Genomic DNA, 23702 nt, shown 5'->3' with positions numbered 1-23702 from the left:
GCCATCAGCGCATCTCCTTGATCATGAGATCCGTCGTTGATTACCGGTAGTTCGTTAAGTCCGGCGGTAGAGGTCTATGCCGTGTCCGGTGGTGACCGCGTCGATCAGGGCCTGGAGTTCGGAGGGCGGGTCCTTGTCCGTCCAGGCTCGCCACCATCGATTGAGAGTGACGGCGGGGGCGAGCCAGGAATGGATCGCCCGTAGGCTGAGCTGCCCCGAGTTTCGTAGAGTCCGGTGATGTTGTTTCAGGCGGACTGCGGGGTGGCTTGCTGTTGTCGCCACCAGTCGCGTTCGTACTCGGCGGGCGGTACGTAGTCGAGGGCGGAGTGGAGCCGTTCCTCGTTGTACCACGCGACCCGCTGGAAGATCGCCCGCTCGACCTGGTCGACGTCCCGCCAAGGGCCCTGCATCTCGATCGGCTCGGCCTTGAAGGTCCCGTTCAGGGCCTCGGCCATCGCATTGTCACAGCTGTCCGCGACCGAGCCGACCGAGGCCGAAGCTCCGATCGCCGATGATCACCGGTGGCCGCACCCATTCCCGAATAGGCTTCCAACGGCACGACCACGAACCGCTGTTGATACTCGCGGGTTGGTGGAAAGGCGAAGGGCCACTGTCAATGCCGGGTGATAGGAAGCTGGGATGACCCAGAAACTTGTCTTCGAAGACCTGCTGGCCCTGGTCCAGGACCGCTCTGCCGCCCTGCGCAGCAGCGTCGCGGGCTCCCCCGATCTGGATGTCCGCGTCCCCAGCTGCCCTGACTGGTCGCTCCGCGACCTCGTTGAGCACCTTATCGAGGTGCACCGGTTCTGGGCGGCGGCGGTCGCGGCCGGTCCCAGCGAGAAGCCCCCCACCGTGGCACCGGCCGATGACACGCTGTCTGCCGACCTACTGGCCCGTTCCGCCGCAGCCGCCCAAGAGCTGATCGCTGCCCTGCAAGCCGCAGGTCCCGCGGTGGACTGCTGGACATGGTGGGGCGACTCCGACGTCCCGACGACGAGTGGTGCCATCGCGCGCCATCAGGTTCAGGAGGCCGCTGTCCACGCCTTCGACGCCCAGCTAGCCACCGGAACTCCCCAGCCCCTCCCGGCGGTTGTCGCACTTGACGGCATCGCCGAATTCATCGGCGTCAGCCATGGCACCGCCGGCCCCTGGCCGCACGAGCCGACCCGGATCGGCCTGCACGCAGCCGAAGGCGAGTCATGGCTGATCGACCTGCCGGAGTCGGGCTCGCACCTCATCGACGGCCAACACGAGACGGACGCCGACGTCCACGGATCGGCAAGCAACCTGTTGCTCGCCCTGCACGGCCGACTCCCCTTGGACAACCTGCGAAGCGAGGGCGACCGCGCCACCCTGGAGAACCTCCTGAACTGGCCAGACCTGGGTTGACCTCACACCCGAGAAACCCCCTGCGGAACGGGGCGCCTACGCTCTGGCCTGTGGCTCCCGCCAGCAAGATCACGATCCGCAGCTGGAGTATTAGTTGACAAGCCGTCGTCACCGCATGTGATCAGCGGGCGTGAGCCCCACACCGGCCATCACACCAGCAGTATGACCATGCTCCACAGGCACCTGCCCAAGGTGCTGCCGCTGGACGGCCTGCGACAGGACGGGTGGGTCACCTCGGCGGCCTCCGCCGGATCGCGCTGCTGCCTTCTGTTCGGTAGCACTCTCTGCGCCATCGGACGTGTCGGCGCTTCGATATGCACCGGCTCCGGGGCGGAGGGCGCGTCAGACATGTCTGCACCGTTGACGCCATCGCTGTACGCCACGCTCGATGCCGAGTGCGTCACACTCTTTGCCGGGCACCCTAAGTATCCAGTCAATTACGATGTGTTCAGTTTCTGTGACTGTCAGGTGGGGGAGATTCGGGCTGCTGCCCCGATCTGTGGGGGTGTGGGGCGTTTTATATGGAAGGGGCCTCTGTGACCGAACGTGGGGATGCACCACCGACGGAACGACTGGAGCGACTACGCAACTCGTTGATGGGAACATCCACCAGGGCACGGGCGGAGCGGTTTGCGACGCAGGGGCACAGGAACGTGTTGATCGGTGCCTCGTTGCATGCTGCGGACCGGTTGCGGCAGGGCAAGGCGGTCACGGACCTGGAACGGTGGCTGTTGGATGTGCTGGGAGCGGCGCTGCCCGAGCAGGAGATCAAGGACTGGGGCCGTGTGTACCGGGAGGCCGTGCAGGCGCTGGGCGAACGGGTGGCCGTGGTGCCCCCGGCCATTTCCGGTCGGCCCGTGGGCACCGGCTTCGCTCTCACCGATCTGGGACTCGTCCTGCCCGCGGTGGGTCAGGAGCACGCGGCGCTGCCCAATACCTCGATCGTGGACCGGGAGGCGATCGCGGCCGGCCAAAGCGTCGACAGCTCCTCGTTCGTGCAAGCGCTCCCTTCGTACGGGTTCGGCGCCACCGTCTTCCAGCGACCTCGGCGCGTGTCCGGCGCAGCTCACGACCCCGGGGAGCAGTCGCAGTCCGAGGCAGAGCGGGCGCCGGCGCCGACGTTCCGGGTGAAGCTCGAGCTGGAAAGCTTCCGGTGCAAGCGGGCTGTGGGCGACCAAGGCGGCGGCAAGGACGAGATCTACTGGGCTTCGTCCACCGGCAGTGACAAGCAGTCGGGCGCGGGCTTCATCTCGGAGGAGTTCGGCAAGATGAAGGTCAATGAGACCGGCACCTTCGACGCCTCGCGCCGGACCGTGTTCGAGGGGCAGGTCAGCGAAGGTCTGGTGCTGTCCCTGTCCTGCTGGGAGGCGGACCAGAGCCCCCCGGCTTGGGCCCGGGCCCTGCAGACCGCGCTGACTGAGATGAGCGATCGGATCTTCAGCCACTGGGGGTGGGCTCTGGCCGGCATGCTACCCGGCGGCTACACGGAGATGCTTGTCGGTCTGGCGGCGGAAATCGCCGGCATGTTCGCCTGGGTCGTCAACCATGTCCGCAACGAGGACGACCTCTCGTGCGCTCGGGTCATCCTCCTCGACCAGTACGATCTGGCGCTGATGGCTCGCGGCAAGCTCCGCAATTGGGACTTCAACGGCGATGGCCACCATCTGCTGACCGTGAAGTACAGCGGTGACATGGTGCCCTTCCCCGTGGGAGCCCTGGAGTACGCGGTGCGTACCGGCAGCGGCCTCACTGCCGGCTGGTCGGTACCGGTCACGCTTCCGTGGGACAGCATGACCGCGCCCGCGCTGGCGTCGTTCAAGGGCAAGCTCCACTGCGTGTATGTCCGGCCCGACCAGGCGGTGATGTGGACGGTCCTGGACGGAACGACCTGGAGCGAGCCCCAACGAATCCACGGGTGGGCGACCCTCTACGCAGTCGCGCTGTGCGAGTTCAACGGCAAGCTCCACCTCGCCCTGACCGGTAAGGACGACGTACTGCGGTGGGCGACCACCAGCAACGGCACATCCTGGACCGAAGTGACGTCGGTGCCCTCGAAAGCGGAGAGGGCCCCGGCCCTGGCCGTCGGCGACCTGGACGTGTACCTGTGGATGAACCACTGCGGTCCGGACGGCCGGCTCAACACCCACTGGCTGCACAAGACGGGAACCTCCTGGGGTGGCAGCTGGAACGACAATCTCGGCTGGATCGTCACCCGGCCCGCTGCCATGGCCAGGTACAAGGGCCAACTGTGGCGGGTGGCCACCGGGACTGACCAGCTCATGTACGCGGCCACCGGGACGAACAAGCTCTACGGGAATCAGATGCGGCCCCACTGGACCAGCGCTGGCAACATCGCTTCGTGGCCCAGCACGCACGGCCCTGCCCTCGCCGTCCACCAGGACGACCTGTGGGTCTTCCACCGCAGCACTGAGGGCACACTGCACTTCTGCCGAGAATCCCAACACTGGGGCGTCTTGAATTCTGTCAGCCGGCAAGCGCTGGCGAAGCCCATGGACGAACCGTCAGCGGCCTCCCACAACAGCAAGCTTTACGTGATGTACCGCCGCTGAGCGCCGCAATACGTGAGCACCCGCTGTGCGGCGGCCCCGCCGCACAGCGGGTGCTCACCAGGGTCCTGACCAACGGTGCCAGGGCAGAAGGAGACCGCGAGCACGGGCGACTGCGCGCAAGCACGTGTACTTTGCCAGCCGACTGAAGGGTCCCCCAACCCGTGATTCGGGGACCTATTTAGCGCCTGATGGCTTCGGCACGGCCGTGCCGAAGCCGGATATGGGCCCATAAGACGGCTGGTCGCCCTGTGGACAGATACAGGGCGCTCATTCGCTGTGGCCTTCCTGGGACTGATCCTGGGGTCGGGGCACATAGAGGGGGAGCTATGGACGCCGAACGCATCCGGGTCATGGTGACGGTGAAGGCGTACGGCGCAGGCGGTGGGCGCCGACAAGATCGACGCGTCCTGCTACCACCACCAGCGGGTCAACCGCCTCGGCGACGGCCTGACCGTGGCTGCCACAGCCGAGGACGGCACGGTCGAAGCCCTCGAACTACCGACGCACGAGGGTGGTTCGTGGCGGTGCAGTGGCATCCGGAGGACACCGCGCACCGTGACCCCGCCCAGCACCACCTGTTCGGCGCCCTGGTTCGTCATGCCCGTTCCCACTGAGCAGCCCGGATGGGGCTTCGGCGACTCTCCGCCACGCGGGCGCGTCCAAGGCACCGCGCCGGTCCTCGCCGCCGAACAAGAGGCTCCACAAGACCTCAGTGGCTTCAGAGCCTGGCCGCGACAATCGGGGCGAGGCGGTTGGCGATGATGGTGTGGCCCTGGGCGGTGGGGTGGGTGCCGTCGGCGAAGTCGGCGGTGGTCAGCCATCCGGTGGTGTCCACGTAGTAGACCCTGGCGTCGCCGGCCTTGTTGCGGGCGCTGACGGCTGCCTTGGTCTCGCCCACGTACCACTGCTTGAACGTCTCCATGACGAACAAGGCGGCGTTCGGGTACTTGGCTCGGACGTCGCGGAGGAAGGTGGTGTACGCCGACTGGAACTGTGAGCCGGTCACACTGTGCCCGAGGTCGTTCGTGCCGAGGTTGATGATGACGGCGCCTGGCTGGTAACGGGAGAAGTCCCAGGGCCGGCTGCCGGTGCTGTCGGACTGGAAGAACTGGCTGCTTTGACCCACGCAGCCGGACCGGGCGACCAGACAGTAGCCGGAACGGGCGATCAGGGTGTGGCGCATGTGCAGCCGCTCGCCGGTCTTCCACCCGTAGGAGTCCAGTGCCGGCCGGCCGGTTTTGGTCCCGGCCGTGATGGAGTCGCCGACGAACTCCAGGAGACCCGAGGGGACGTTCGGGGTCACGGTGTGGGCTCCGGAGTCCAGCACGAGACCCTGGAAGACGGTGTCGCCGGAGCTGTACGCGATGCGCAGGGTGTGGGTGCCCGCGGGCAGCGGCTGCCGTGTGAGGTTCACCGTGCCGCTCACGCCCGTGTACGAGACGTCCGGTCCGCCGTCGAGGCTTGCGTGGAAGGTGACCGCGTTGCGCGCTTTGACCTTCACTGTCGTGCCGGTGAAGGCCGTCTGGAGGTACGCGCCGGTCCAGTGGGGCACGGCCGCGATGCCTGAGTTGGTGTCCCAGCGGCCGACGTAGGCGATGTTGGTGTCGGACACCTGTCCGTCGTGGGCCGAGCTGGTGCCGCCCGCGGTGGTGCTCCATTTCTGGTTGCTACCGCCGTTGCAGGTCCGCAGTTCGACGGCGGTGCCGTTGGCGGTGCCGCCCGAGGTGGCCTCCAGGCACAGACCGGACTGCACACCGGTGATCGTGCCGTCGGCGTTGACGCGCCAGTGCTGGTTCGCGCCGCCGTTGCAGGTGTAGATGTCGGCCTTCGTGCCGGGGGTGGTCTTCTTCTGATACGCGTCCAGGCACATCGAGCCGTTGAACACCCGCAGTTCACCGGCAGAGGTGGCATCCCACTGCTGGCCGGCCTGACCGTCGCAGTCCCGCAGCTCCACACCCGCGCCGGCCGTGGCCGAACCACCGGTCACATCCAGACAGCGCCCGGAACCGGCCCCGACCACCGCCGTGGACGTCACCGCCGACGCCGGCCCCACGGACTCCCACGTCACCGCCACCGCGGAGGTGAGCACCAGCGTCAGCGCTGTCAGGGGTGCCAGCAACCGCAATGTCCGACTGGGCGGTGAGGAGTATCCGTTCATCAAACCTCCATGGCAATCGCACTGTGATGGGGGTCTTTGCAACGGGTCCGCGCCGCAAAACCGCGTCGACGCGAGCCGGTGAGGCTGGAAAGCGCTGCGACGTGGCCGCCGGAGTGGGCAGGGTGCGGGCGGCCACGGGCTGTGCCGTCAGGGGGTGCGGATGGTGGGTCGGTGTGGGGCGGCATGTTATTGCCGACGAGGCAGTCGGGGGTGTGGGCTGGTTGTAGCCGGTGTTCCGCCAGGCCACAGCCTCGCGGTGCTGAACGTCGTGCTTCAGCGGCCGAGACCCGGGCAGTCCGGTCGGGGCGGCCTTGGCTACGTCCGGTCACTTGCCTGCGCTGCCGCCGTGGCATTCGAAGGCGCCAATGCCGGGCCGGCCGCTGGGGGCGGTGGCTGGAGGTGTGATCAGTACCGCCGTTGTCGGAGACGCTGATGCCGGCGTCGATGGCAGGCGCACCCGCCGCAACCGGCATCCCGCCCTTGGTACGGAAACAGGAAGCGTTGGACTGATCGCCGGCGCCGACAGCGAGGCGACAGCGGCCGAACTCCTCCGGGCGAAAGCACCCTTCAGCCCGCAGTCAGAACAACGCCGTTGCCAGTAGGCGGGCTGCCACGCGCAGCCGTGCTTCAGGGTGTGTAGACGGTGGGGCGGGGCGGGGTGGGCATGTTGGCGCCGATGAAGAAGCTGGGGTGCGGGGGCTGGTTGTAGGCGGTGTTCTGCCAGGCGAGCGCGGTGCGGTACTGGGTGTCGTGGAGCAGTGTGGTGATGCGGGTGTTGGTCTGGTACGCCGTGCTGTAGATGCGCAGGGCGCGGTTGTCGGTGGTGGGCCAGATGACTTCTTCACGCCAGTCGCCGAGGATGTCGCCGGACAGCGCCGGTGTGGCCTTGGTGCCGTTGTTGGAGCGGACGCCGGAGCCGGTCAGCAGGCGCGTGTCGCCAGAGGTGCCGTACTTGTCGACGCGGGTGCCGTCGAAGAGTTCGCGGACGGCGTCGCCGTCCCACCACGACAGGAAGTTCATGCTGGACGGCTCCCGGCCGAGGGAGGCTCCGGTCGCCGAGCGCAGGGTGGTGTCGGAGGCGGACCACGCCTCGGCGCCCGCGCTGCCGGCGTAGACGTCGGCGGCGACACCGCGGCCGTTGTCGGCGCCCGACGCTGTCTGCCACAGGATCTGGCCGGTGCGCGCGTCGGCCATCCAGGACCCGGGCTTGGAGGAGTCCTCGGACACCTTGAAGTACTCCAGGGCCGCCCGGGACGGGTTGAGGTCCCCGACGTGGGCCGCGTCGCCGTGGCCGAGCCTGGTCGTCCACAGGCCGCCGCCATTGTCGTCGACGGTCATCGCGCCGTAGACGATCTCGTCCTTGCCGTCGGCGTCGACGTCGGCGATGGACAGGCTGTGGTTGCCCTGGCCGTCGTACCCCTTGCCGCTGTTGGCGGAGGAACTGGTGTCGAAGGTCCAGCGGCGGGTGAAGGCGCCGTTCCGCCAGTCCCAGGCCGCGATCACCGTGCGCGTGTAGTAGCCCCGCGCCATGATCAATGATGGCCGTGAGCCATCCAAGTACGCCGTCCCCGCGAGGAAGCGGTCGACCCGGTTGCCGTACGAGTCGCCCCACGACGACACCGTTCCCCGGCCCGGCACGTAGTCGACGCTCTGCATCGCCTTGCCCGTCTGGCCGTTGAACATGGTCAGGTACTCGGGGCCGGACAGGACGTAGCCGCTGGAGTTGCGGTGGTCGGCGGACGAGTTGCCGATCACCGCGCCGGCGGCGTCCCTCGTGCCGTCGGCCGTCTTCATGGCGACCTCGGCCTTGCCGTCGCCGTCGTAGTCGTACACCTGGAACTGGGTGTAGTGGGCGCCGGAGCGGATGTTGCGCCCGAGGTCGATGCGCCACAGGCGGGTGCCGTCGAGTCTGACGCCGTCGATGATGGTGTTGCCGGTGTAGCCGGACTGGGAGTTGTCCTTGGCGTTGGTGGGCTGCCACTTCAGGACCAGGTCGAGCCTGCCGTCGCCGTCGAGGTCCCCGACGCAGGCGTCGTTGGCCTCGTAGGTGTAGGCAACGCCGTCCGGGGTCGTGCCGCCGGGCGGCTGCGAGATCGGCACGTCCAGGTACCCGGACCGGAACTGGAGCGCGCGCTCGGAGGAGGCCTGCTCGGTGCCGTCCACCACCGGTCGCACCGTGTATTCGGCCGAGTCCTGGGCCCCGGTGTCGAAGTAGTCGGTCGCGGTCGTGAGGGGCGAGGAGTTGATCTTGACGCCGCCGCGATAGACGTTGAACGCGACGCTGTTCGGGTCAGTGGCCAGCCACCGCCACGAGACCAGGTTGCCGCTGCTGGTATGGGTGCTGGTCAGTCCTCGGTCGAGGCGTTCCACCTGCCGTGCGGTCGCGGCCTGCGCGGTCTGCGGCAGTCCGGTGACCGTGGCGAGAGCCAGTGCGACGGCGGCGGCGCCGATCGCCCGGCCGGGCAGTCGGCGGCCACTGCGCCGGGGAGGCGGTGCTGTACATGGACGTCGGCGTGCGTCGGCCACGATGACCTCCGGTCTGTATGTGGGGGACCGAGTGAAACGCGGTGTCTGGGCGGGAGGCACGAGGAAGGAGAACACTCAGAGTTGTGGGAACGCTCCCATGCGGTGCGAGCGTAGGAAGGCCCTGACGCGTCGTCAAGGATTCCGTCGGAAGCACTGTTCGGGACTGTTGGAACCCGATGGGAACGCAGCTCTCCGGCTCGGCGGGCCCCCAACGACCCGAGCTATCGTGCGAGCGCGGGTGACCTGCATCGACGCCGTGTGAGTGCGGGCGGGGCGTCGTGGTCACGGGGGCTGTCTCGCCGACTCCGGAACGCAACGGACCTCCCACAGCCGGTTGACAGGTGCGCGTCCGGTCGGGAAGCTGCGTTGTGCACCTCAAGCTCATGCGGAAGCACTCGTAGCGGGCCGCCCAGCGCATCCATGCACTGCGGGAGGCCGGTCCATCAGGGCTTTCTCGCAGATTCAGCCATTTCCGTGAACGTTCACAACACTTGAGCGGCGAGGTGCGGCCCGCGGCGTGCCAGTGCGGTTTCGAGCGGGTCCGCGCCATGAGCCGGTCGAGCGTGGTCAGCGTCGTGGACGCGGCGCGAAGGCGTCATGGCCTGGTCTTCGCACGGGGGTGATCCCTTCGGAGCCCGCCTGGGTCCCTCCTTGCGTACATGTCCCGCACAAGGCACTCCTGCGTCCGTTGCCCTCGCAGAAGGAGGTTCACCGCCATGCCGGATCGACACATCCAATCCCGGGCACCGGCGGATTGCAGGACCGATCAACTGAACAGCAATCAGCCGGGTGGGGTGGTGCGGCAGTTAGTCATCGCACTGGCGGTCGTCTTCGGGCTGCTCTCGGCCGTCGTGGCGATGGTACCGGCGTCGGCGGCCGGCAACCCGTACCAGCGGGGCTCGGACCCGACCCTGGCCAGTGTCGCGGCCACCCGGGGCACGTTCGCCACCGCGCAGATGAGTGTGCCGCCGGGGAACGGGTTCAACGGCGGGATGATGTACTACCCGACCGACACCAGCCTGGGAACATGGGGCGCGGTCGCGATCGTGCCCGGCTACACCGCGCGGTTCGCCGACGAAGAGGCGTGGATGGGGCCGTGGCTGGCCTCGTTCGGGTTCGTCGTGATCGGCGTCGAGACCAACAGTCGCACCGACTACGACACCGCCCGGGGAGCGCAACTGCTGGCCGGGCTGGACTACCTCACGCGCAAGAGTCCGATCCGTGACCGGGTCGACCCCACCCGGTTGTCCGTGGTGGGCCATTCCATGGGCGGCGGCGGGGCTCTGGTCGCGGCCGAGCGGCGGTCGTCGTTGAAGGCCGCCGTCGGCCTCGCACCGTTCAAGCCCTCCGGAAATCCGGCCGCCGTCCGAGTACCGACCATGATCATGGGAGGCACTCGGGACACCACGGTCACTCCGTCCTACCTCGACAGCCTCCACGCCACTCTGCCGGCCACCACAGAGAGCGCGTATCTGCAGCTCAGTGGGGCGAACCACCTCTTCCCGACCAAGCCCAACACCCTTGAGATGCGGATCCTCATCCCCTGGCTGAAGACGTTCGTGGACAACGACACCCGGTACACCAAGTTCCTGTGCCCCGCTCCGGCCGACCCCACCGGCATCTCGAAGTACCGCAGCACGTGCCCGTTCGCACCGTCAGGCGGGCCCACCCCGTCACCGACCGCCGATCCGTCCTTGCCCGCCCCCTCCACACCACCGCCCGGCGGTGCGTGCGAGGCGACCTACCGCACCGTCAACGCTTGGTCCGGCGGCCACCAGGGTGAGGTCATGGTCCGGGCCGGCAACGCGGCGATCAACGGGTGGACCGTCGCGTTGACTCTGCCCAACGGCCAAACCATCAGCCAGGTATGGAACGGCGCCCCCAGCACGAGCGGCTCGGCGGTAAAGGTGCGAAACGCCTCCCACAACGGCTCACTGCAGGCGTCCGCCTCGACGACATGCGGCTTCACCGCCGACGGGACACCGCCCACCGCCCCACTCACCTGCACAAGCCCCTAACCGACGCTCACCCCCACGACCACTGTCCGCCGGCCGCGCATTTCACGTGCGGCCGGCGCACAGAAAGGAGCGATCATGTCCCCGATCCAGGCACCCGGTTCCGGCCGGATCAGCCGCCGGACCCTGCTCAAAGCCACCGGCGCGACCGCCGGGGCGATCGCCGCGGCAACCGCACTCGGCGAACTCGCCCCGCCGGTGGAGGCGGCCGCGAGCTTCGTCAAGGGCGTCGACATCAGCTGGGCACCGCAGATGGAGGCGCGCGGCTACTCCTGGAAGAACGCGAGCGGGCAGAAGCAGGACCTGCTGGCGATTCTCAAGGGGTACGGCATCACCGCCGTGCGGTTGCGCACGTTCGTCAGTCCCTCCAGCAGCCCGACCGACGGGCACTGCGGCATCGACGAGGTCGCCGCCTTCGCCAAGCGGATCAAGGCCGCCGGAATGTCGATCATGCTCGACTACATGTTCGGCGACACCTGGAACTCCGTCGGCGTGCAGAACCCGCCCGCCGCCTGGAAGAACATGAGCTACAGCCAGATGCTCACCGCGATGAGCAGGTACGTGAACCAGTCCATGACGGTCATGAAGAACAACGACGTGCTGCCCACATGGGTGCAGATCGGCAACGAGATCAACAGCGGGATCTGCCGCCCCGTCGGCAGCGTCTCCAACCCGGTGCAGATGACCGGCCTGCTCAACGCCGCCTACACCCAGGTCAAAGCGGTGTCACCGAACTCGACGGTGTGCATCCACCTGGCCCAGCCGCAGAAGTACGACGTGATGACGACGTTCTTCAGCCGGTTCGCCGCGGGCGGCGGCAAGTGGGACATGTCGGTGTTCTCCTCCTACGGCAGCGCGGACCTCGCCCCCGGCATCGTGGCGAACATGCAGAAGATCTCCACGCAGTACGGAAAACCGTTCCTGCAGAGCGAGTTCGGCGGACGGGTGGACAGGGCCTCCGCCACCCAGGCCTCACTCGTCGCCTACACCAAGGCGCTGAAGGCCAACGGAGGACAGGGCATCTTCTACTGGGAACCGGAGTGCATGTCCCCGTTCACCGGCTACAACATGGGCGCCTGGGACTCCGCCACCCAGCGGCCCACCGCCATCATGAACGGCTTCACCCAGGCCTGAGCAACGGGCCGTAGACCTCAACCCGCACATCTCCGAAGTCAAGGATGGGGTAATGGGCATGACATTTCGGCGCTGTGGTGGGCAGGGTGCCCGGCTGGGAACAGCGAGCCTCCTCACCGTGGCGGCGCTGGTCTGCACCGGTACGGCGCATGCCGATGCCGCCGCGCCGCGGGCTCTCCCGGCCGGCTGTTCCGGCACCTCGCCGATCACCTGTCACTACGCGGTCTCGCCGGGCAACTACGACGTGACGGTCTCCATCGGTGGCGCCGCATCCGCCGGGCAGACCGAGATGTGGGGGGAAGCCAGGCGCCTGATGCTTCCGGCGACGAGGACGGCGGCCGGAGCCGTCGCCACGTACTCGTTCACGGTCAACGTGCGGCAACCGGAGGGGCAGCCGACCGGCCAGGGCGGCACCGGCAATCCCGGCCTGGACATCCGGTTCACAGGCTCCAGCCCGCAGGTCTCGGCCGTCTCGGTGAAAGCCGCGACCCAGCCGCTGGTCGCCTACCTCGCCGGTGACTCGACGGTGTGCGACCAGCCGACCGGCCCGTACACCGGCTGGGGCCAGATGATCACACCTGCGGTGCGTCCTGGCGCGGCCATCGCCAACTACGCCGACTCGGGGGAGAGTTCTGGCAGCTTCCTGTCGAACTCGGCGCTCTTCCCGGCACTGCTGTCGAAGGTCAGGGCGAACGACCCCGTCTTCATCCAGTTCGGTCACAACGACAAGCAGACCAGCGCGTCCTCATACCGGAGCAACCTCACCGCCATGATCACGAAGGTCCGCGCCAAGGGCGGCGTCCCGGTCCTGGTGACGCCACCGGTCCGCCGGCTCTTCGACGGCAACCGGCTCACGCCCACCGCACTGCACGTCAACGGCGTCGGCGTGAACCTGCCCGCCGAGATGCGCGCGGTCGGAACGGCCCAGCGCGTACCGGTGATCGACCTGACCGCCAGGAGCAAGGCACTGGTGGAGTCCCTCGGCCCCTCCGCCTCCGCGCAGCTCTTCCTCCGTGCCTCCGTCGACGGCGTCACGGACAACACCCACTTCTCGCAGTACGGCGCGACACAGATCGGCGGGCTAGTACTCCAGAACATCCGGGAACAGAACCTGCCCCTGGCCGCGCACCTGCGCTGACCGACGCGCGGCGGCGCTCCGCCCGGAAGGAACCCGATGAAAATCCTTCGGATACTCGGCACGACCGCACTGGTGATCGTCATGGCGGCCCTCGGCGTTCGCGCCGCCTCGGCGGCCGACAGCACGGCGGCGAACTGCAGCGGCGCCTCACGCGCCGCCAACCCCGCCTTACGATCCGTGGCCGCGCCGGTCACCGTGTGGCTGGCCGGTGACTCCACCATGGCCAACCCGAGCAGCAGCCCCTGCCCCGTCGGCTGGGGCAGTCAGTTCGACGCCCTGTTCAACAGCGACGTGACCGTCAAGAACCAGGCGGTGGGAGGCCGCAGCATCCAGACCTGGCTGTACGAGGGGAACGTGAGCGGCACCAAGGGCTCCGACGGCGAGTGCCGCCTCACCTCCGACACGTACTCGTCCCGCTGGCAGGCGATGCTGAACGGGACCACCGGGATGAAGGCCGGCGACTACCTGTTCATCCAGTTCGGCATCAACGACTCATCTTCCACCTGCCCACGGCACGTCGGACCGGCCCGGTACCAGCAGCTGATGACCACGATGGCGCGGGCCGCCCTGGCCCGGGGCGCACACCCGGTGCTGCTCACCCCGGTGGCCGCCATCACCTGTTCCGGCAGCACGGCCACCAAGAACCGCGGCTTCGTCACCCAGACCCTCGCCGCCGGAGCCGCCACCGGGGCTCCGGTCGTCGACCTGCAGACGCTGAGCGTCTCCCTCTACAACAGCCTGCGCTTCTGCCCGAACAACGGCGACTACGGATCAGGTCCCGTGGGCGCGTTCTTCTGCAACGACCACACCCACTTCGAAACCTACGGCGCGCAGCGGATCGCCGGGCTCGTCGCCGGTGAGGTGCGCCGCCAGAACCTCCCCCTCGCCATGTATCTCAAGTAGCGCCGGCGGACGGCGGCGCCGAAGGCCGTACCTGTCCCGGGAGGTTGTGGACGGGTGAGACTGGGCGGTTGCGGCTTGCCCGGCCGATTCGGGACAGAGCCGTTCGATCGACGGACCCGCCCGGCCCGGCCAGGTGGGCGGTCCGGGCAGAACTCGATCGCTGACACGGTCAAGTGGCGCGCCGTCGTCAGGCCGGCTCGCGGACGAGGTGGACGAGTGCGGAGGCGTAGTCGTCCGCGGCGAGGTCCAGGGGCAGTCCGTGGCTGAGCAGGACGGCGCCGTGGTGCACGATGCCGGTGGCCGTGTCGCGGTAGCGGGCGCCGGGGTCGAGTGCACGCAGGGGCAGGGCCGGGTCGTGGTGTCCGTAGTGCCGTGACCGTCGCAGGGCGATCACTGCGGCTTCCCGGCCGTCCGGGGCGAGGTACTGCAGCGCGCTGAGTTCCCCGTCCCCGGGGGGCCGCAGCCGGTGCTGCTCGCCGAGCTGGACGAGGTGCCGTACGCGCTTGTACAGGACCACGAGTTCGGCCGCGCGGGCCAGTTCGGCCTCGCTCCACCGGTTCAGGTCGCCGCCGATGCCCAGGACACCGTTCATGGCGACGTGGAAGCGGAAGTCGAGGGGCACGCTGCGCCCGGTGTAGGGGTTGGGGCTGTCGGTGACCCAGGCGCCCATGACCCGGGCCGGGTAGAGCTGGGAGAAGCCGTGCTGGATCCCGATGCGGTCGAGAGCGTCGGTGTTGTCGGAGGTCCACACCTGGTCGGTGCGGGCGAGGATGCCGAGGTCGAGGCGGCCGCCGCCACTGCTGCACGTCTCGATGCGCAGGTCCGGGTGGTCGGCGCGCAGCCGGTCGAGCAGGGTGTAGAGGTGGTGTACGTGGTCGATCCACAGCCGGTCGGGGTCGTCGTCGGCGTCGGGCCAACCGGCCTCCGTGAAGGGGCGGTTCATGTCCCATTTGAGGAAGTCGACGGCGTTCTTCGACAGCAGTTCGTCGAGCCTGCCGTGCAGCCAGGCGGCCACATCGGGGCGGGCGAGGTTGAGCACCAGTTGGTTGCGGTGCTCGGTGCGGCGGCGGTGCGGGTGGTGGAGCACCCAGTCGGGGTGGGCGCGGTACAGGTCGCTGTCGGGGTTGACCATCTCGGGCTCCACCCACAGGCCGAACTGCATGCCCAGGTCGCGCACCCGGTCGATCAGTGGGGCGAGGCCGTCGGGGAAGCGGCTCGGGTTGGGGGTCCAGTCGCCGAGACCGGCGGCGTCATGGGTGCGGGCGCCGAACCAGCCGTCGTCCATCACGAACAGCTCGGCGCCGAGCGCCGCGGCCTTCTCGGCCAGCGCGATCTGCCCGGTGACGTCGATGTCGAACTCGGTCGCCTCCCAGGAGTTGTAGAGCACCGGCCGCAGCTCCTCCGGGTGTGGCAGCACATGGTCCAGAACGTGCCGGTGCCACAGACGGGACGCGGCTCCGAAGCCGCCTTCGGTGTACACCCCCGCACAGACCGGGGTGGCCAGCTCCTCGCCCGGCGGCAGCTCCCAGGTGACCGGGTCGTGGCCGAAGCCCGCGGACAGGGTGACCCGTTCGGTGGACAGCCGCTGGGCGGTGAGCCGCCAACTGCCGCTCCAGGCGAGAGCGCACGACCAGACGCCGCCGTGGACCTCGTCGGCTTCGCCGTCGTCGATCATGGCCCAGGGGTTGCTCTGGTGTCCGGTGGTGCCGCGGCGGCTGGTGAGTACGGTCTCGCCGTAGGGCAGCGGGGTCCGGTTCAGCTGAGTCTCGGCGTTCCACTGCCCCCGCACCTGGCTCAGGCGGTACTCGGGCAGCCTCGGCAGCACCCAGGTGGCGGAGTCGGCGCGCACGACCGTGACCGCGCCGTCGGTCTCGCTGCCGGTGTGGCGCAGGACAAGGTGGCGTTCGATGACATCGGTGCCGGTGCGCAGGCGGTAGCGCGTCTCGAGGGTGAGCGGGTAGTGCCGGTCGGTGAACCGCAGCACCAGTTCCGTGCCGTCCTCGTGTTCGACCACCTCCTCGCCGGCCGGGTCCGGTTCGAGGTCGCGGACGCCGTCGGGGAAGCGGACCTGGACGCCCGCGTGGGCGTAACGCATGGCTCCTGCCGTGTCGAGGTCGAGGGTGCCGTCGGCGGGGTCCTCGAAGGAGCGGCGGCCGGGCTCCGGGTAGCGGAGCAGGGAGATGGCCTGTTCGAGGGTGAAGCGGGGGCCCCAGTGCAGGCCGCGCAGTCGGTCGGCGTCGTCGAGGTGCAGCACGTAACTGGAGCCGGGTCCGGACAGGACCCACAGCCGGTGCTCGGGGTCATGGGCGATGTTCGGCATGGCGGCCTCTCGGGCTTGGGGTCGGACGGCGAGAACGTGCGGCGGCACGCAGAGGGAAGGGACCGCCGCCTGGATCGGCGGCGGTCCCTGAGGTAGAACGATCAGCCGGTCACGGGAGCGACCTCGATGTAGTCGATGTCGGGTGCGTAGGAGGAGGAGTTGGAGAGCTTCAGGGTGTTGGTTCCGGCGTTGAGGTTGACCGTGGTGCCCAGCGACCAGAAGTCGCTCCAGCCATAGGTGTTGCGGAAGGTCGCCGTGGCGGGGGTGCCGCCGTTCACCGTGAGCTGCGCGGTGCGGGACACGATGTTGGTGTTGTAGCTGGCGGTGCCCGCCCGGTCGTTGTTGGCGTAGTGGATCACCAGGGCGTACCGGCCGGCGGCCGGGGCGCTGATGTTGCCGAAGGTCAGCGTGTTGGCGCTGCCGTTGCCGATGTAGCCGACGTCCTTGCCGCCGGAGGTCCACACGTTCGACTGGACCTTGGCCGCGCCGGCCAGGGTGCCGCTCTCGGCCTCGATCTTGGTGACGCCGCTGGTGTCACCCGAGCCTGCCACCTTCAAATCCTTCAGAGTGAGCGTGGCGCCGCTGTTCGGGGTGACCTTGATCCGGTTGATGCCGGCCACCAGGTAGAGGCGGTTGCTCGCGGTGGCCGCGGCGCCGCTGGAGTTGGCCAGGGTGGCGGCGGTGGTGCCGTTCAGGGCCAGGGCGGCCGTTCCGCCCGTGGAGGCGTAGTCGGTCTTCACGGTGTAGTAGCCGTCGGTGGGCGCGTAGGTGTCGAACGTGGTGCTGTCACTGGAATCCAGGACGACGGCGCCGGTCCCGCCCTCGCCCACATCGCCGTAGGACCAGCTCGGGGTGCCGCTGGTGTCGGCGAACGTCGCCTCGTACAGGGTCTCCGGGGTTCCCGGCACGGCCGTCAGGTCGATCTTGTCGAGGGTCACGTCACCTGCGCCGGTGCCCAGGGTGGCGTCGGACTTGGCCAGGGAGATGGTGTGGCTGCCCGCGCTCAGCGTCACCGGGACGGTGACCGTGCCCCGGTACTCGGAGTTCAGGGTGTCCGGGTAGGTGACGAACTTGGGGTTGGCGCCGTCGATCCGCAGGGCCTGCTGGGCCGGGGTGCCGGTCTGGTTGCCGTAGAAGATGGTCAGGTTGTAGGTGCCGGACGACGGGGCGCTCACCGCGAAGTCGACCTTGCTGGTCGCCTGGTTGAGGGCGGTGACGTCCTTGGTGCCCGAGGCGGCGTAGAGCTGCGACGTGTTGTAGTTGGCGCCCGTGCCCTGGGTGCTGATCGTGCCGCTGGTGACGGTGCCGTTCTCGGCCTCGTACGAGGAGCTCGCCGGCACGGTGGGCGTGGCGGCGGTGCCGCCGCCGTTCGGGGTGACCGTGACGCGGTAGGCGGACATGGCGTTCAGGCCGGTCAGCGGGACGGTGATGGAGCCGCTGGAGGGGGTGAAGGCGGCGCGGGAGATGGTCTGCGGCGGCGCCGACGTGCCGTCGTAGCCGCTCCAGTCCAGTGCCTGGACGGTGACCTCCACCTTGCTGCCGAACGTGGCGCTCGGGATGTTGTTGATCACCACGCTGGTGTCGGTGGCCGACCCGCCGAGGACCACCTGGGCCTGCTTGCGGGTGGTGTCCAGTGAGGCCATGCCCTGGAGGGTGTCCTGGACGCTGACCTGTGGCGGGGTCGCCTTGACGGTCTGCCCGGTCATCCCGGCGTACCAGTGCCAGAACCACCACGAGCCGTTCGGGCTGTTGGTGCGGGCCGTGTTGCCGTCCATGTTGCCGGCCGCGTCCCAGTAGGGCTGCTGGCCGTAGACCTTGGTGTCCTCGAACATCGTGGCCCACTGCACCATCTGCCCGGGCACCGACAGGTCACGCCGGTTGGCGTACTCGTCGATGTTGATGGGGATCGGGCTGATGCCGCGGGCGCTCTCAAGGGAGCGGTACGTCGAGTAGTGGCCGCGGTAGGCGGAGAGGGAGCCGGGGCCGAGCTCGTGCCAGGTGAACACGTCTGGCAGCTGGTTGTTGGCCTTGGCGTAGGTCAGGAAGTCACCGAAGAACTTGCTGTTGAAGGCGGCGGTGTTGGGCCCGCCTATCTTCGCGCCGGGAATGATGCTCCGGATCCGGGCGTAGACGGTGCTCCAGTCGGAGTCGAACTTGTTCAGGGCGTTCTGGTAGGTGGTGGCGTCGCCGCTCTTGACGCCGGTGTACCAGATGCCGTCGGGCTCGTTGAAGGGGACGAAGACGACCTTGTCGGCGTACGAGGTCGCCTTGATCGCGTTGACCGCGGCGTCGACCTTGGTGAGGTAGTCGGTGATGCCGAGGTTCTGATACGGCCAGTCCGAGTACTCGTCCTGGATGTTGGTGTACATCGTGCCGCCGCCGTTGCGGAAGAACGACGGGGCCACCTCCAGGATGTCCCCGTTGGGGTGCTGGGCACCGTTCGGGGGCTTCTGCGAGCCGGTGGTGAGCTTCAGCGGCGCCAGCAGGTTGTCACTGGGGACGCCGTCGTCACTCTGACCGTACAGCGCGCCGTTCGAGCCGCGCAGGACGGTGCCGGTGGTCGTACCGAGGTCGACGGTGAACGTCTGGGTGGCGGCCGCCGCCTCCTGGGGCAAGGCGAGGGCGGTGCCTACGAGGGCGGCTACGGCGAGCAGCGAGCCCGTGAGGGCTGCTCTTCTGCGGCCGGGCACAGTGCCCGGAGTGCGGGTGACGAGGGACATGGGGACCTGGCTTTCCCCTCCCGCGGCGCTGCGGGAGGACGGGTCGAGGACGGGATGTTATCGCTCACATCCCCCGCAGACGGAGCGATTCGGAGTGGTAGGAGTCACGATGAACCGGCGGAAACGGTCAGGCGGTCCGGTGCGGTGCCGGGCCGGTGCTCTCGCGGACGATCAGGTCGGGTTCGGCCCACAGCGGTGGCGCCGGGGCGTTGTCCGGATCGAGCAGCCGGTGCAGCATCCCGAAGGCGCCGCGCCCCAGCCCTTCGAAGTCCAGCCGTACGCTCGTCAGGGTGGGGTGGGTGTACGCCGCGTACGGTGCGTCGTCGAAGCCCATGACGCTCAGGTCGCCCGGCACGTCCCGGCCTGCCTCCCGGGCCGCCCGCAGCACACCGAGTGCGAGGTCGTCGTTGCCGCACAGCACGGCGGTGACCCGCGGGTCGGCCACCACGCTACGAGCGGCCAGGTATCCGGATCGCGGGCTCCAGCCGCCTTCCAGCGGTTCGGGGGCAGGTTGGCCGGCGCCGGTGAGCGCGTCCCGCCAGCCCTCGGCGCGCTGGCCGACCCGGGTCGTGGTGGACGGGATCGTCATGTAGTGGACGGTCCGGTGGCCGAGGCCGAGCAGGTAGCGGGTGGCCTGGGCCGCCGCCGTCCGGTCGTCGAGCCAGGCTTCCGGTCTGCCGGTCCGCCCGGCGTCCCGCGGCCGCTCCACCACGGCGGCGGCGGGGAACTCGGCGGGCAGCGCCTGCCAGGCCCGTTCGCCGACCGCGTTGAAGGCGATCACCAGGACGGGTTCCCCGGGACGGGCGAGCCGACCGGCGACGTCGTCCGCCGTCAGCGGGGAGTTGTCGTCCAGGACACTGACCGACACGGCGAAGTTCGCCGCACGGGCAGCCTCCTCTATGCCCCGCAGGGCGAGGGAGGCGCCGTACAGGGTGGTGTCCGAGGTGAGCACCGTCACCGAGCGCACCACTCCCCCGGCCAACGCCCGGGCGAGCCGGTTGGGTTTGTAGCCCAGTTCGTCGATGACCTCCAGTACGCGTGCTCGGGTGGCCTTCGCGACCCTCGGGCGGTCGTTGATCACGCGGGAGACGGTCTGATGGGATACCCCGGCCGCCTTGGCGACGTCGAAGATACTGACGGACCGCTGCCGGTCGGCGCCGTCCTGGGACGGCTCCTCGTCGTGGCTCGCCGGGGTGGGATTCCGCATGTACGTGCGCTCCTGGGTGGATGGTGGGTCGAGGCACCTGCTGCCGATGACTGCCTACTTGATCGCCGCGTTGGACGCCTCGTTGACCGAGTCCGCCGCGGCCTTCGGGGACTGCTGACCCAGCCACACCTGGTTGAAGGCGTCCTGCACCTTGACGTTGTACGTCGCCGAGGACGTGGTCAGCGGATAGCCGACGGTCGTGGCCTCAGCCTCCTTCGAGAAGGCGCTGACGTCCACACCCCGCTTCTGCCACACGGCCACGAAGTCCTGGTTGAGCGTGGGGATGCCCGGCCACACCGACCCCTGGGAGACGATGATCTTCTGGGACTCCTGCGACCCGAGCCACTTCACCAGTTCCCACGCCTCCTTGGGGTGCTTGCTGCCCGCGTACAGGGCGTTGCTGAGCCCGTTGTACACCGTGCCCTTGCCCGCCGGGCCACTGGGCAGCTCGGCGACGCCGAAGTTGCCCTTCATCGAGCTCTGGTAGGCGTTGAGGTCCCAGCTGCCGTCCCACACGACGGCCGCCTGCTTGCGGGCCATGACCTGCGGCAGGGAGGCCCCGTTGGGGGTGTTGGTGACGGATGCCGGCACCGCCAAGTGGTACTTCAGCCGCAGGTCCTGGACGAACTGGACGGCCTTGACGCACGACGGCTGGTCGATGGTCCACTTGCCCCACGCCTTGTCCTGGAGCTTGCAGCCGTTCTGGACCGCCGCGTCCCACCAGTCCGTCTGGCCGTTGGCCGACCCGAGTGCGAGCCCGTACTGCTTGACGTGCTTGCTGTCGAAGCCCGGCTCGTTCGGGTGCTTGCCGTTGTCGTCGACGGTCAGCTTCTGCAGCGCCTTGACGAAGCTGCCGCCGTCGGTGGTGTTCCAGGACAGGCCGTCCAGCTCGTCCTGCGTCAGCCCCGCCTTCTCGAGCATGGTCTTGTTGTAGATCTGGGCGATGGTGTCCCAGTCCTTCGGCAGGCCGTACTGCTTGCCGTCCTGCTGCCAGCCCGTCAGGAGCTTGGGGTCGTAGATCGACGTGTCCAGCTTGTCGGCCTTGATGTACGGGGTGAGGTCGGCGAGGACGTTCTGCTGGGAGAACTGCGGGAAGTACGCCACGTGGTCCCAGAAGACGTCGGGCGCGGTGCGGCCGGCCATCTGGGTCTGCAGCTTGCTCCAGTACTGCGCCCACGCGTTCAGCTCGATCTTGACCTTGATCTTCGGGTGCTGCTTCTCGAACACGGCGATCGACTTCTGCAGCGCCGGCTCCTGGACGGCGTCCCAGATGGCGTACCGCAGGGTGACGGTGCCTCCGGAGGAGGAGGTGTCCGAGCCGGACGAGCCGCAGGCGGTGGTGAGGCAGAGCAGGAGTGCGCTGGTGGCGGTGGCGGCCAGGACTCTTCTGGAGGAAGCGGACATGGTTGGGCGTCCCTTTCGGTGCGGGCGGTGCGAGGTGGTGCGGGGGGGGATCAGGGGGGCCGATGGGCGGTGACGTCTTCGGTGGGCGCGGACCGCTCGGGCCGCGGCGGCGGACGGCCTACTTGAGGCCGGTCAGCGCGATGGAGCGCACGATGTGTCGCTGGAACAGAAGGAACACCGCGATCAGGGGAAGCAGGGCGAGGGCCGCTCCGGCCAGCACGATGTGCGGCAGGTCGGAGACGTGTTCGCCCTGGAGGGCGGAGATGCCCACGGTGATCACCCGGGTCCGGTCGCTGTTGGTGATGATCAGCGGCCAGATCAGGTTGTTCCAGGTGTTGACGAACGTGATGATCCCGAGGGTGGCGAGGATCGGACGACTCAGCGGCAGCATGATCCGCACCAGGATGGTCCACGTGTTCGCCCCGTCGATGCGGGCGGCGGCCTCCAGGTCGTGCGGAATGGTGCGGAAGTGCTGGCGCACCAGGAAGACGCCGTACGGGGTGCCGAAGACGGTGGGCAGGATCAGACCCGCGTAGGTGTCCACCAGGCCGAGTTCACGCATCATCAGGAACAGCGGTACGAGCGTGATCATCTGAGGCACCATCATCGTGGCGAGGTATCCCCAGAAGAGCCAGTCGCGCCCCGGGAACTCCATCCGGGCGAGCGCGTACGCCGCCAGCGCGCTGAACACCACCTGACCGGCGGTGACGACGACCGCCACGATCACGGTGTGCAGCAGGAAGGACGACATCCCGTACTGGCCCCACACGGCTTGGAAGTTGGCGAAGGTGGCCGGATGAGCGGGAGTCCAGGCATCGGTCGACAGCAGGTCCGCCGGACGCTTGAACGCGCCGTTCAGCGTCAGCAGGTACGGGGCCACGGACAGCAGCGCTCCGGCGGCGAGGATCCCGTACAGCGTCGTTCTGCGGACGGCGGTGGAGAGAGAAGACATGGTCGTGGCCGTCCTCAGCTGAAGTCGTAGATGGTGCGCTTGCGGAAGTACAGGAGCTGGACGGCCGTCACCAGCAGGATCACGGCGAACAGCAGCATCGCGAGTGCCGAGGCGTAGCCGGTGCGGAACAGCTGGAACGCCTGCTGGTAGATGTGGTAGTTCATCGTGTCCGTCGAGCCGCCCGGCCCGCCCTGGGTCATCACGTAGACGGTGTCGAACATCTGGAACGAGCCGATCGTGTTGGTCACCAGCACGAAGAACATCGACGGGCGCAGCAGCGGCAGCGTGATCCGGAAGAAGCGCTGCACGGTGCCGGCCCCGTCCAGGTCGGCCGCCTCGTAGAGCGACTCGGGGATGGACTGGAGGCCCGCCAGCAGGAACAGCATGGTGTAGCCCGTGTACTGCCAGATGTTGACCGAGGCCAGCACCGGCATCGCCCAACCGGTGGACGACAGCCACGCCGGGCCGTCCACGCCGAACAGGGCCAGGAACTGGTTGACCACGCCGTGCTGCGGATCGAACGCCCAGCTCCAGACGATGCCGAGGGCCACCGGCATGGCCATCCACGGCAGGACGAACAGCACCCGGAACACCTTGAGGCCCCGGAGCTTCCGGTTCATCGCGAGGGCGAGCAGCAGCGCGAGCACGGTCTGCGCGGGGATGTTCAGCAGCACGTAGTACACGGTGTTGCGCATCGCACGCCACACCTCGCTGTCGCCCATCATCTCGCGGTAGTTCGCCAGCCCTACGAAGCGCGGGGTGCCCATCAGGTTCCAGTCGAAGAAACTGATGACGACGACCCCGACGATGGGCGCCACGAGGAACATCAGGAGCCCGGCGAGGCTCGGCGCGAGGAGCAGGTACGCCTCCAGGGTGGCGCGGATCCGGCCCCGCCTGCGGCGGTGCCCAGCCGCGGACGACGGCGGGTGTTCGGTCGGGTGACGGCGGCTGCCGTCACCCCCCGGAAAAGGCTTGGTGGCAGGAATGTTATCGATCACACTTACGCTCCGTCGGGCGGCTCGTCCGGTGCAGCTGGAACACCGGCCGGGAAAGCATGGGGAAGCAGAAGCCGCTGGAGGTGGGGCTCACGGAGCGGCTGCGCGATACTGCGCTGCTGGATGTGAGTGAAGTGTTAGCGCTAACGCATCACTCGTCAAGAGGTGTCGTGAGGATTCCTCGCGACGGACTTCGGGTGGGGATCCGCCGACCCCGGCATGGGCCACGGAGGAAGCCGCGCCCCGCGGGCGGGAAGGAGCACGCTCGTCC

15 protein-coding genes and 1 pseudogene are annotated in these 23702 nt (G+C 68.6%); 7 read left to right on the top strand and 9 right to left on the bottom strand.

Going from position 1 to position 23702, the window contains the following annotated elements; translation table 11 throughout:
• Positions 1–245 precede the first annotated feature (245 nt).
• Complete coding sequence (locus tag ACIRP7_RS23305; protein ID WP_403662727.1) at positions 246–506, bottom strand: integrase core domain-containing protein; 261 nt, start codon at positions 504–506, stop codon at positions 246–248.
• Between the two features lie 133 nt (positions 507–639).
• Between ACIRP7_RS23305 and ACIRP7_RS23300 the strand changes: the two genes are divergently transcribed.
• The 3 genes and pseudogenes from ACIRP7_RS23300 to ACIRP7_RS23290 form a co-directional block, all read left to right on the top strand.
• Entirely contained in the window at positions 640–1389 is a 750-nt protein-coding gene (locus tag ACIRP7_RS23300) for a maleylpyruvate isomerase family mycothiol-dependent enzyme (protein WP_403662619.1), read from the top strand.
• A 671-nt stretch (positions 1390–2060) separates the two neighbouring features.
• Positions 2061–3959, top strand: coding sequence for a hypothetical protein (locus ACIRP7_RS23295; protein ID WP_403662616.1), 1899 nt, complete (start codon positions 2061–2063; stop codon positions 3957–3959).
• Between the two features lie 375 nt (positions 3960–4334).
• A pseudogene (locus ACIRP7_RS23290) lies at positions 4335–4573 on the top strand (gamma-glutamyl-gamma-aminobutyrate hydrolase family protein); the annotation flags it as partial.
• 104 nt (positions 4574–4677) lie between these two features.
• Here the strand turns inward: ACIRP7_RS23290 and ACIRP7_RS23285 are convergent.
• The gene (locus tag ACIRP7_RS23285; protein WP_403662613.1) at positions 4678–6117 is read right to left on the bottom strand and encodes a ricin-type beta-trefoil lectin domain protein; all 1440 of its coding nucleotides are present in this window, start codon (positions 6115–6117) and stop codon (positions 4678–4680) included.
• A 627-nt stretch (positions 6118–6744) separates the two neighbouring features.
• On the bottom strand, positions 6745–8643 hold the full coding sequence (locus ACIRP7_RS23280; RefSeq protein ID WP_403662610.1) for a rhamnogalacturonan lyase: 1899 nt from the start codon (positions 8641–8643) through the stop codon (positions 6745–6747).
• 797 nt (positions 8644–9440) lie between these two features.
• Between ACIRP7_RS23280 and ACIRP7_RS23275 the strand changes: the two genes are divergently transcribed.
• The 4 genes from ACIRP7_RS23275 to ACIRP7_RS23260 all read left to right on the top strand — a co-directional run bounded on the left by ACIRP7_RS23275 (position 9441) and on the right by ACIRP7_RS23260 (position 13833).
• Positions 9441–10661, top strand: a complete 1221-nt coding sequence (locus ACIRP7_RS23275) for a cellulose binding domain-containing protein (RefSeq protein WP_403662607.1) — start codon at positions 9441–9443, stop codon at positions 10659–10661.
• Between the two features lie 75 nt (positions 10662–10736).
• On the top strand, positions 10737–11792 hold the full coding sequence (locus ACIRP7_RS23270) for a glycosyl hydrolase 53 family protein (protein ID WP_403662604.1): 1056 nt from the start codon (positions 10737–10739) through the stop codon (positions 11790–11792).
• 52 nt (positions 11793–11844) lie between these two features.
• Positions 11845–12930, top strand: coding sequence for a rhamnogalacturonan acetylesterase (locus tag ACIRP7_RS23265; protein ID WP_403662601.1), 1086 nt, complete (start codon positions 11845–11847; stop codon positions 12928–12930).
• A 36-nt stretch (positions 12931–12966) separates the two neighbouring features.
• Positions 12967–13833, top strand: a complete 867-nt coding sequence (locus ACIRP7_RS23260) for a GDSL-type esterase/lipase family protein (RefSeq protein WP_403662598.1) — start codon at positions 12967–12969, stop codon at positions 13831–13833.
• A 187-nt stretch (positions 13834–14020) separates the two neighbouring features.
• Here the strand turns inward: ACIRP7_RS23260 and ACIRP7_RS23255 are convergent, their stop codons facing one another.
• The 6 genes from ACIRP7_RS23255 to ACIRP7_RS23230 all read right to left on the bottom strand — a co-directional run bounded on the left by ACIRP7_RS23255 (position 14021) and on the right by ACIRP7_RS23230 (position 23434).
• Positions 14021–16153, bottom strand: a complete 2133-nt coding sequence (locus tag ACIRP7_RS23255; RefSeq protein ID WP_403662595.1) for an alpha-galactosidase — start codon at positions 16151–16153, stop codon at positions 14021–14023.
• A 101-nt stretch (positions 16154–16254) separates the two neighbouring features.
• On the bottom strand, positions 16255–18873 hold the full coding sequence (locus ACIRP7_RS23250) for a carbohydrate-binding protein (protein WP_403662592.1): 2619 nt from the start codon (positions 18871–18873) through the stop codon (positions 16255–16257).
• Between the two features lie 127 nt (positions 18874–19000).
• Positions 19001–20080 (bottom strand): LacI family DNA-binding transcriptional regulator, encoded by a 1080-nt coding sequence (locus tag ACIRP7_RS23245; protein ID WP_403662589.1) that lies wholly within the window; start codon positions 20078–20080, stop codon positions 19001–19003.
• A 54-nt stretch (positions 20081–20134) separates the two neighbouring features.
• Entirely contained in the window at positions 20135–21484 is a 1350-nt protein-coding gene (locus tag ACIRP7_RS23240; protein WP_403662586.1) for an ABC transporter substrate-binding protein, read from the bottom strand.
• A 118-nt stretch (positions 21485–21602) separates the two neighbouring features.
• Positions 21603–22436 (bottom strand): carbohydrate ABC transporter permease, encoded by an 834-nt coding sequence (locus tag ACIRP7_RS23235; protein WP_403662583.1) that lies wholly within the window; start codon positions 22434–22436, stop codon positions 21603–21605.
• A gap of 14 nt (positions 22437–22450) precedes the next feature.
• A complete protein-coding gene (locus tag ACIRP7_RS23230; protein WP_403662580.1) occupies positions 22451–23434 on the bottom strand; it encodes a carbohydrate ABC transporter permease in 984 nt (327 codons plus the stop codon).
• Positions 23435–23702: the final 268 nt, after the last annotated feature.

This window comes from Streptomyces sp. NPDC102270, from assembly GCF_044766405.1.
In the GTDB taxonomy this organism is placed as follows: Bacteria; Actinomycetota; Actinomycetes; order Streptomycetales; family Streptomycetaceae; genus Streptomyces.
The sequence above is the reverse complement of the archived record's forward strand: the minus strand, read 5'-3'. Positions and strand labels throughout refer to the sequence as shown.

Coding starts and splice junctions, on each gene's coding strand:
- ACIRP7_RS23255 (WP_403662595.1), bottom strand. CDS start 16,153: ATGCCGAACATCGCCCATGACCCCGAGCACCGGCTGTGGGTCCTGTCC.
- ACIRP7_RS23245 (WP_403662589.1), bottom strand. CDS start 20,080: ATGCGGAATCCCACCCCGGCGAGCCACGACGAGGAGCCGTCCCAGGAC.
- ACIRP7_RS23270 (WP_403662604.1), top strand. CDS start 10,737: ATGTCCCCGATCCAGGCACCCGGTTCCGGCCGGATCAGCCGCCGGACC.
- ACIRP7_RS23265 (WP_403662601.1), top strand. CDS start 11,845: ATGGGCATGACATTTCGGCGCTGTGGTGGGCAGGGTGCCCGGCTGGGA.
- ACIRP7_RS23285 (WP_403662613.1), bottom strand. CDS start 6,117: ATGAACGGATACTCCTCACCGCCCAGTCGGACATTGCGGTTGCTGGCA.
- ACIRP7_RS23240 (WP_403662586.1), bottom strand. CDS start 21,484: ATGTCCGCTTCCTCCAGAAGAGTCCTGGCCGCCACCGCCACCAGCGCA.
- ACIRP7_RS23300 (WP_403662619.1), top strand. CDS start 640: ATGACCCAGAAACTTGTCTTCGAAGACCTGCTGGCCCTGGTCCAGGAC.
- ACIRP7_RS23260 (WP_403662598.1), top strand. CDS start 12,967: ATGAAAATCCTTCGGATACTCGGCACGACCGCACTGGTGATCGTCATG.
- ACIRP7_RS23250 (WP_403662592.1), bottom strand. CDS start 18,873: ATGTCCCTCGTCACCCGCACTCCGGGCACTGTGCCCGGCCGCAGAAGA.
- ACIRP7_RS23235 (WP_403662583.1), bottom strand. CDS start 22,436: ATGTCTTCTCTCTCCACCGCCGTCCGCAGAACGACGCTGTACGGGATC.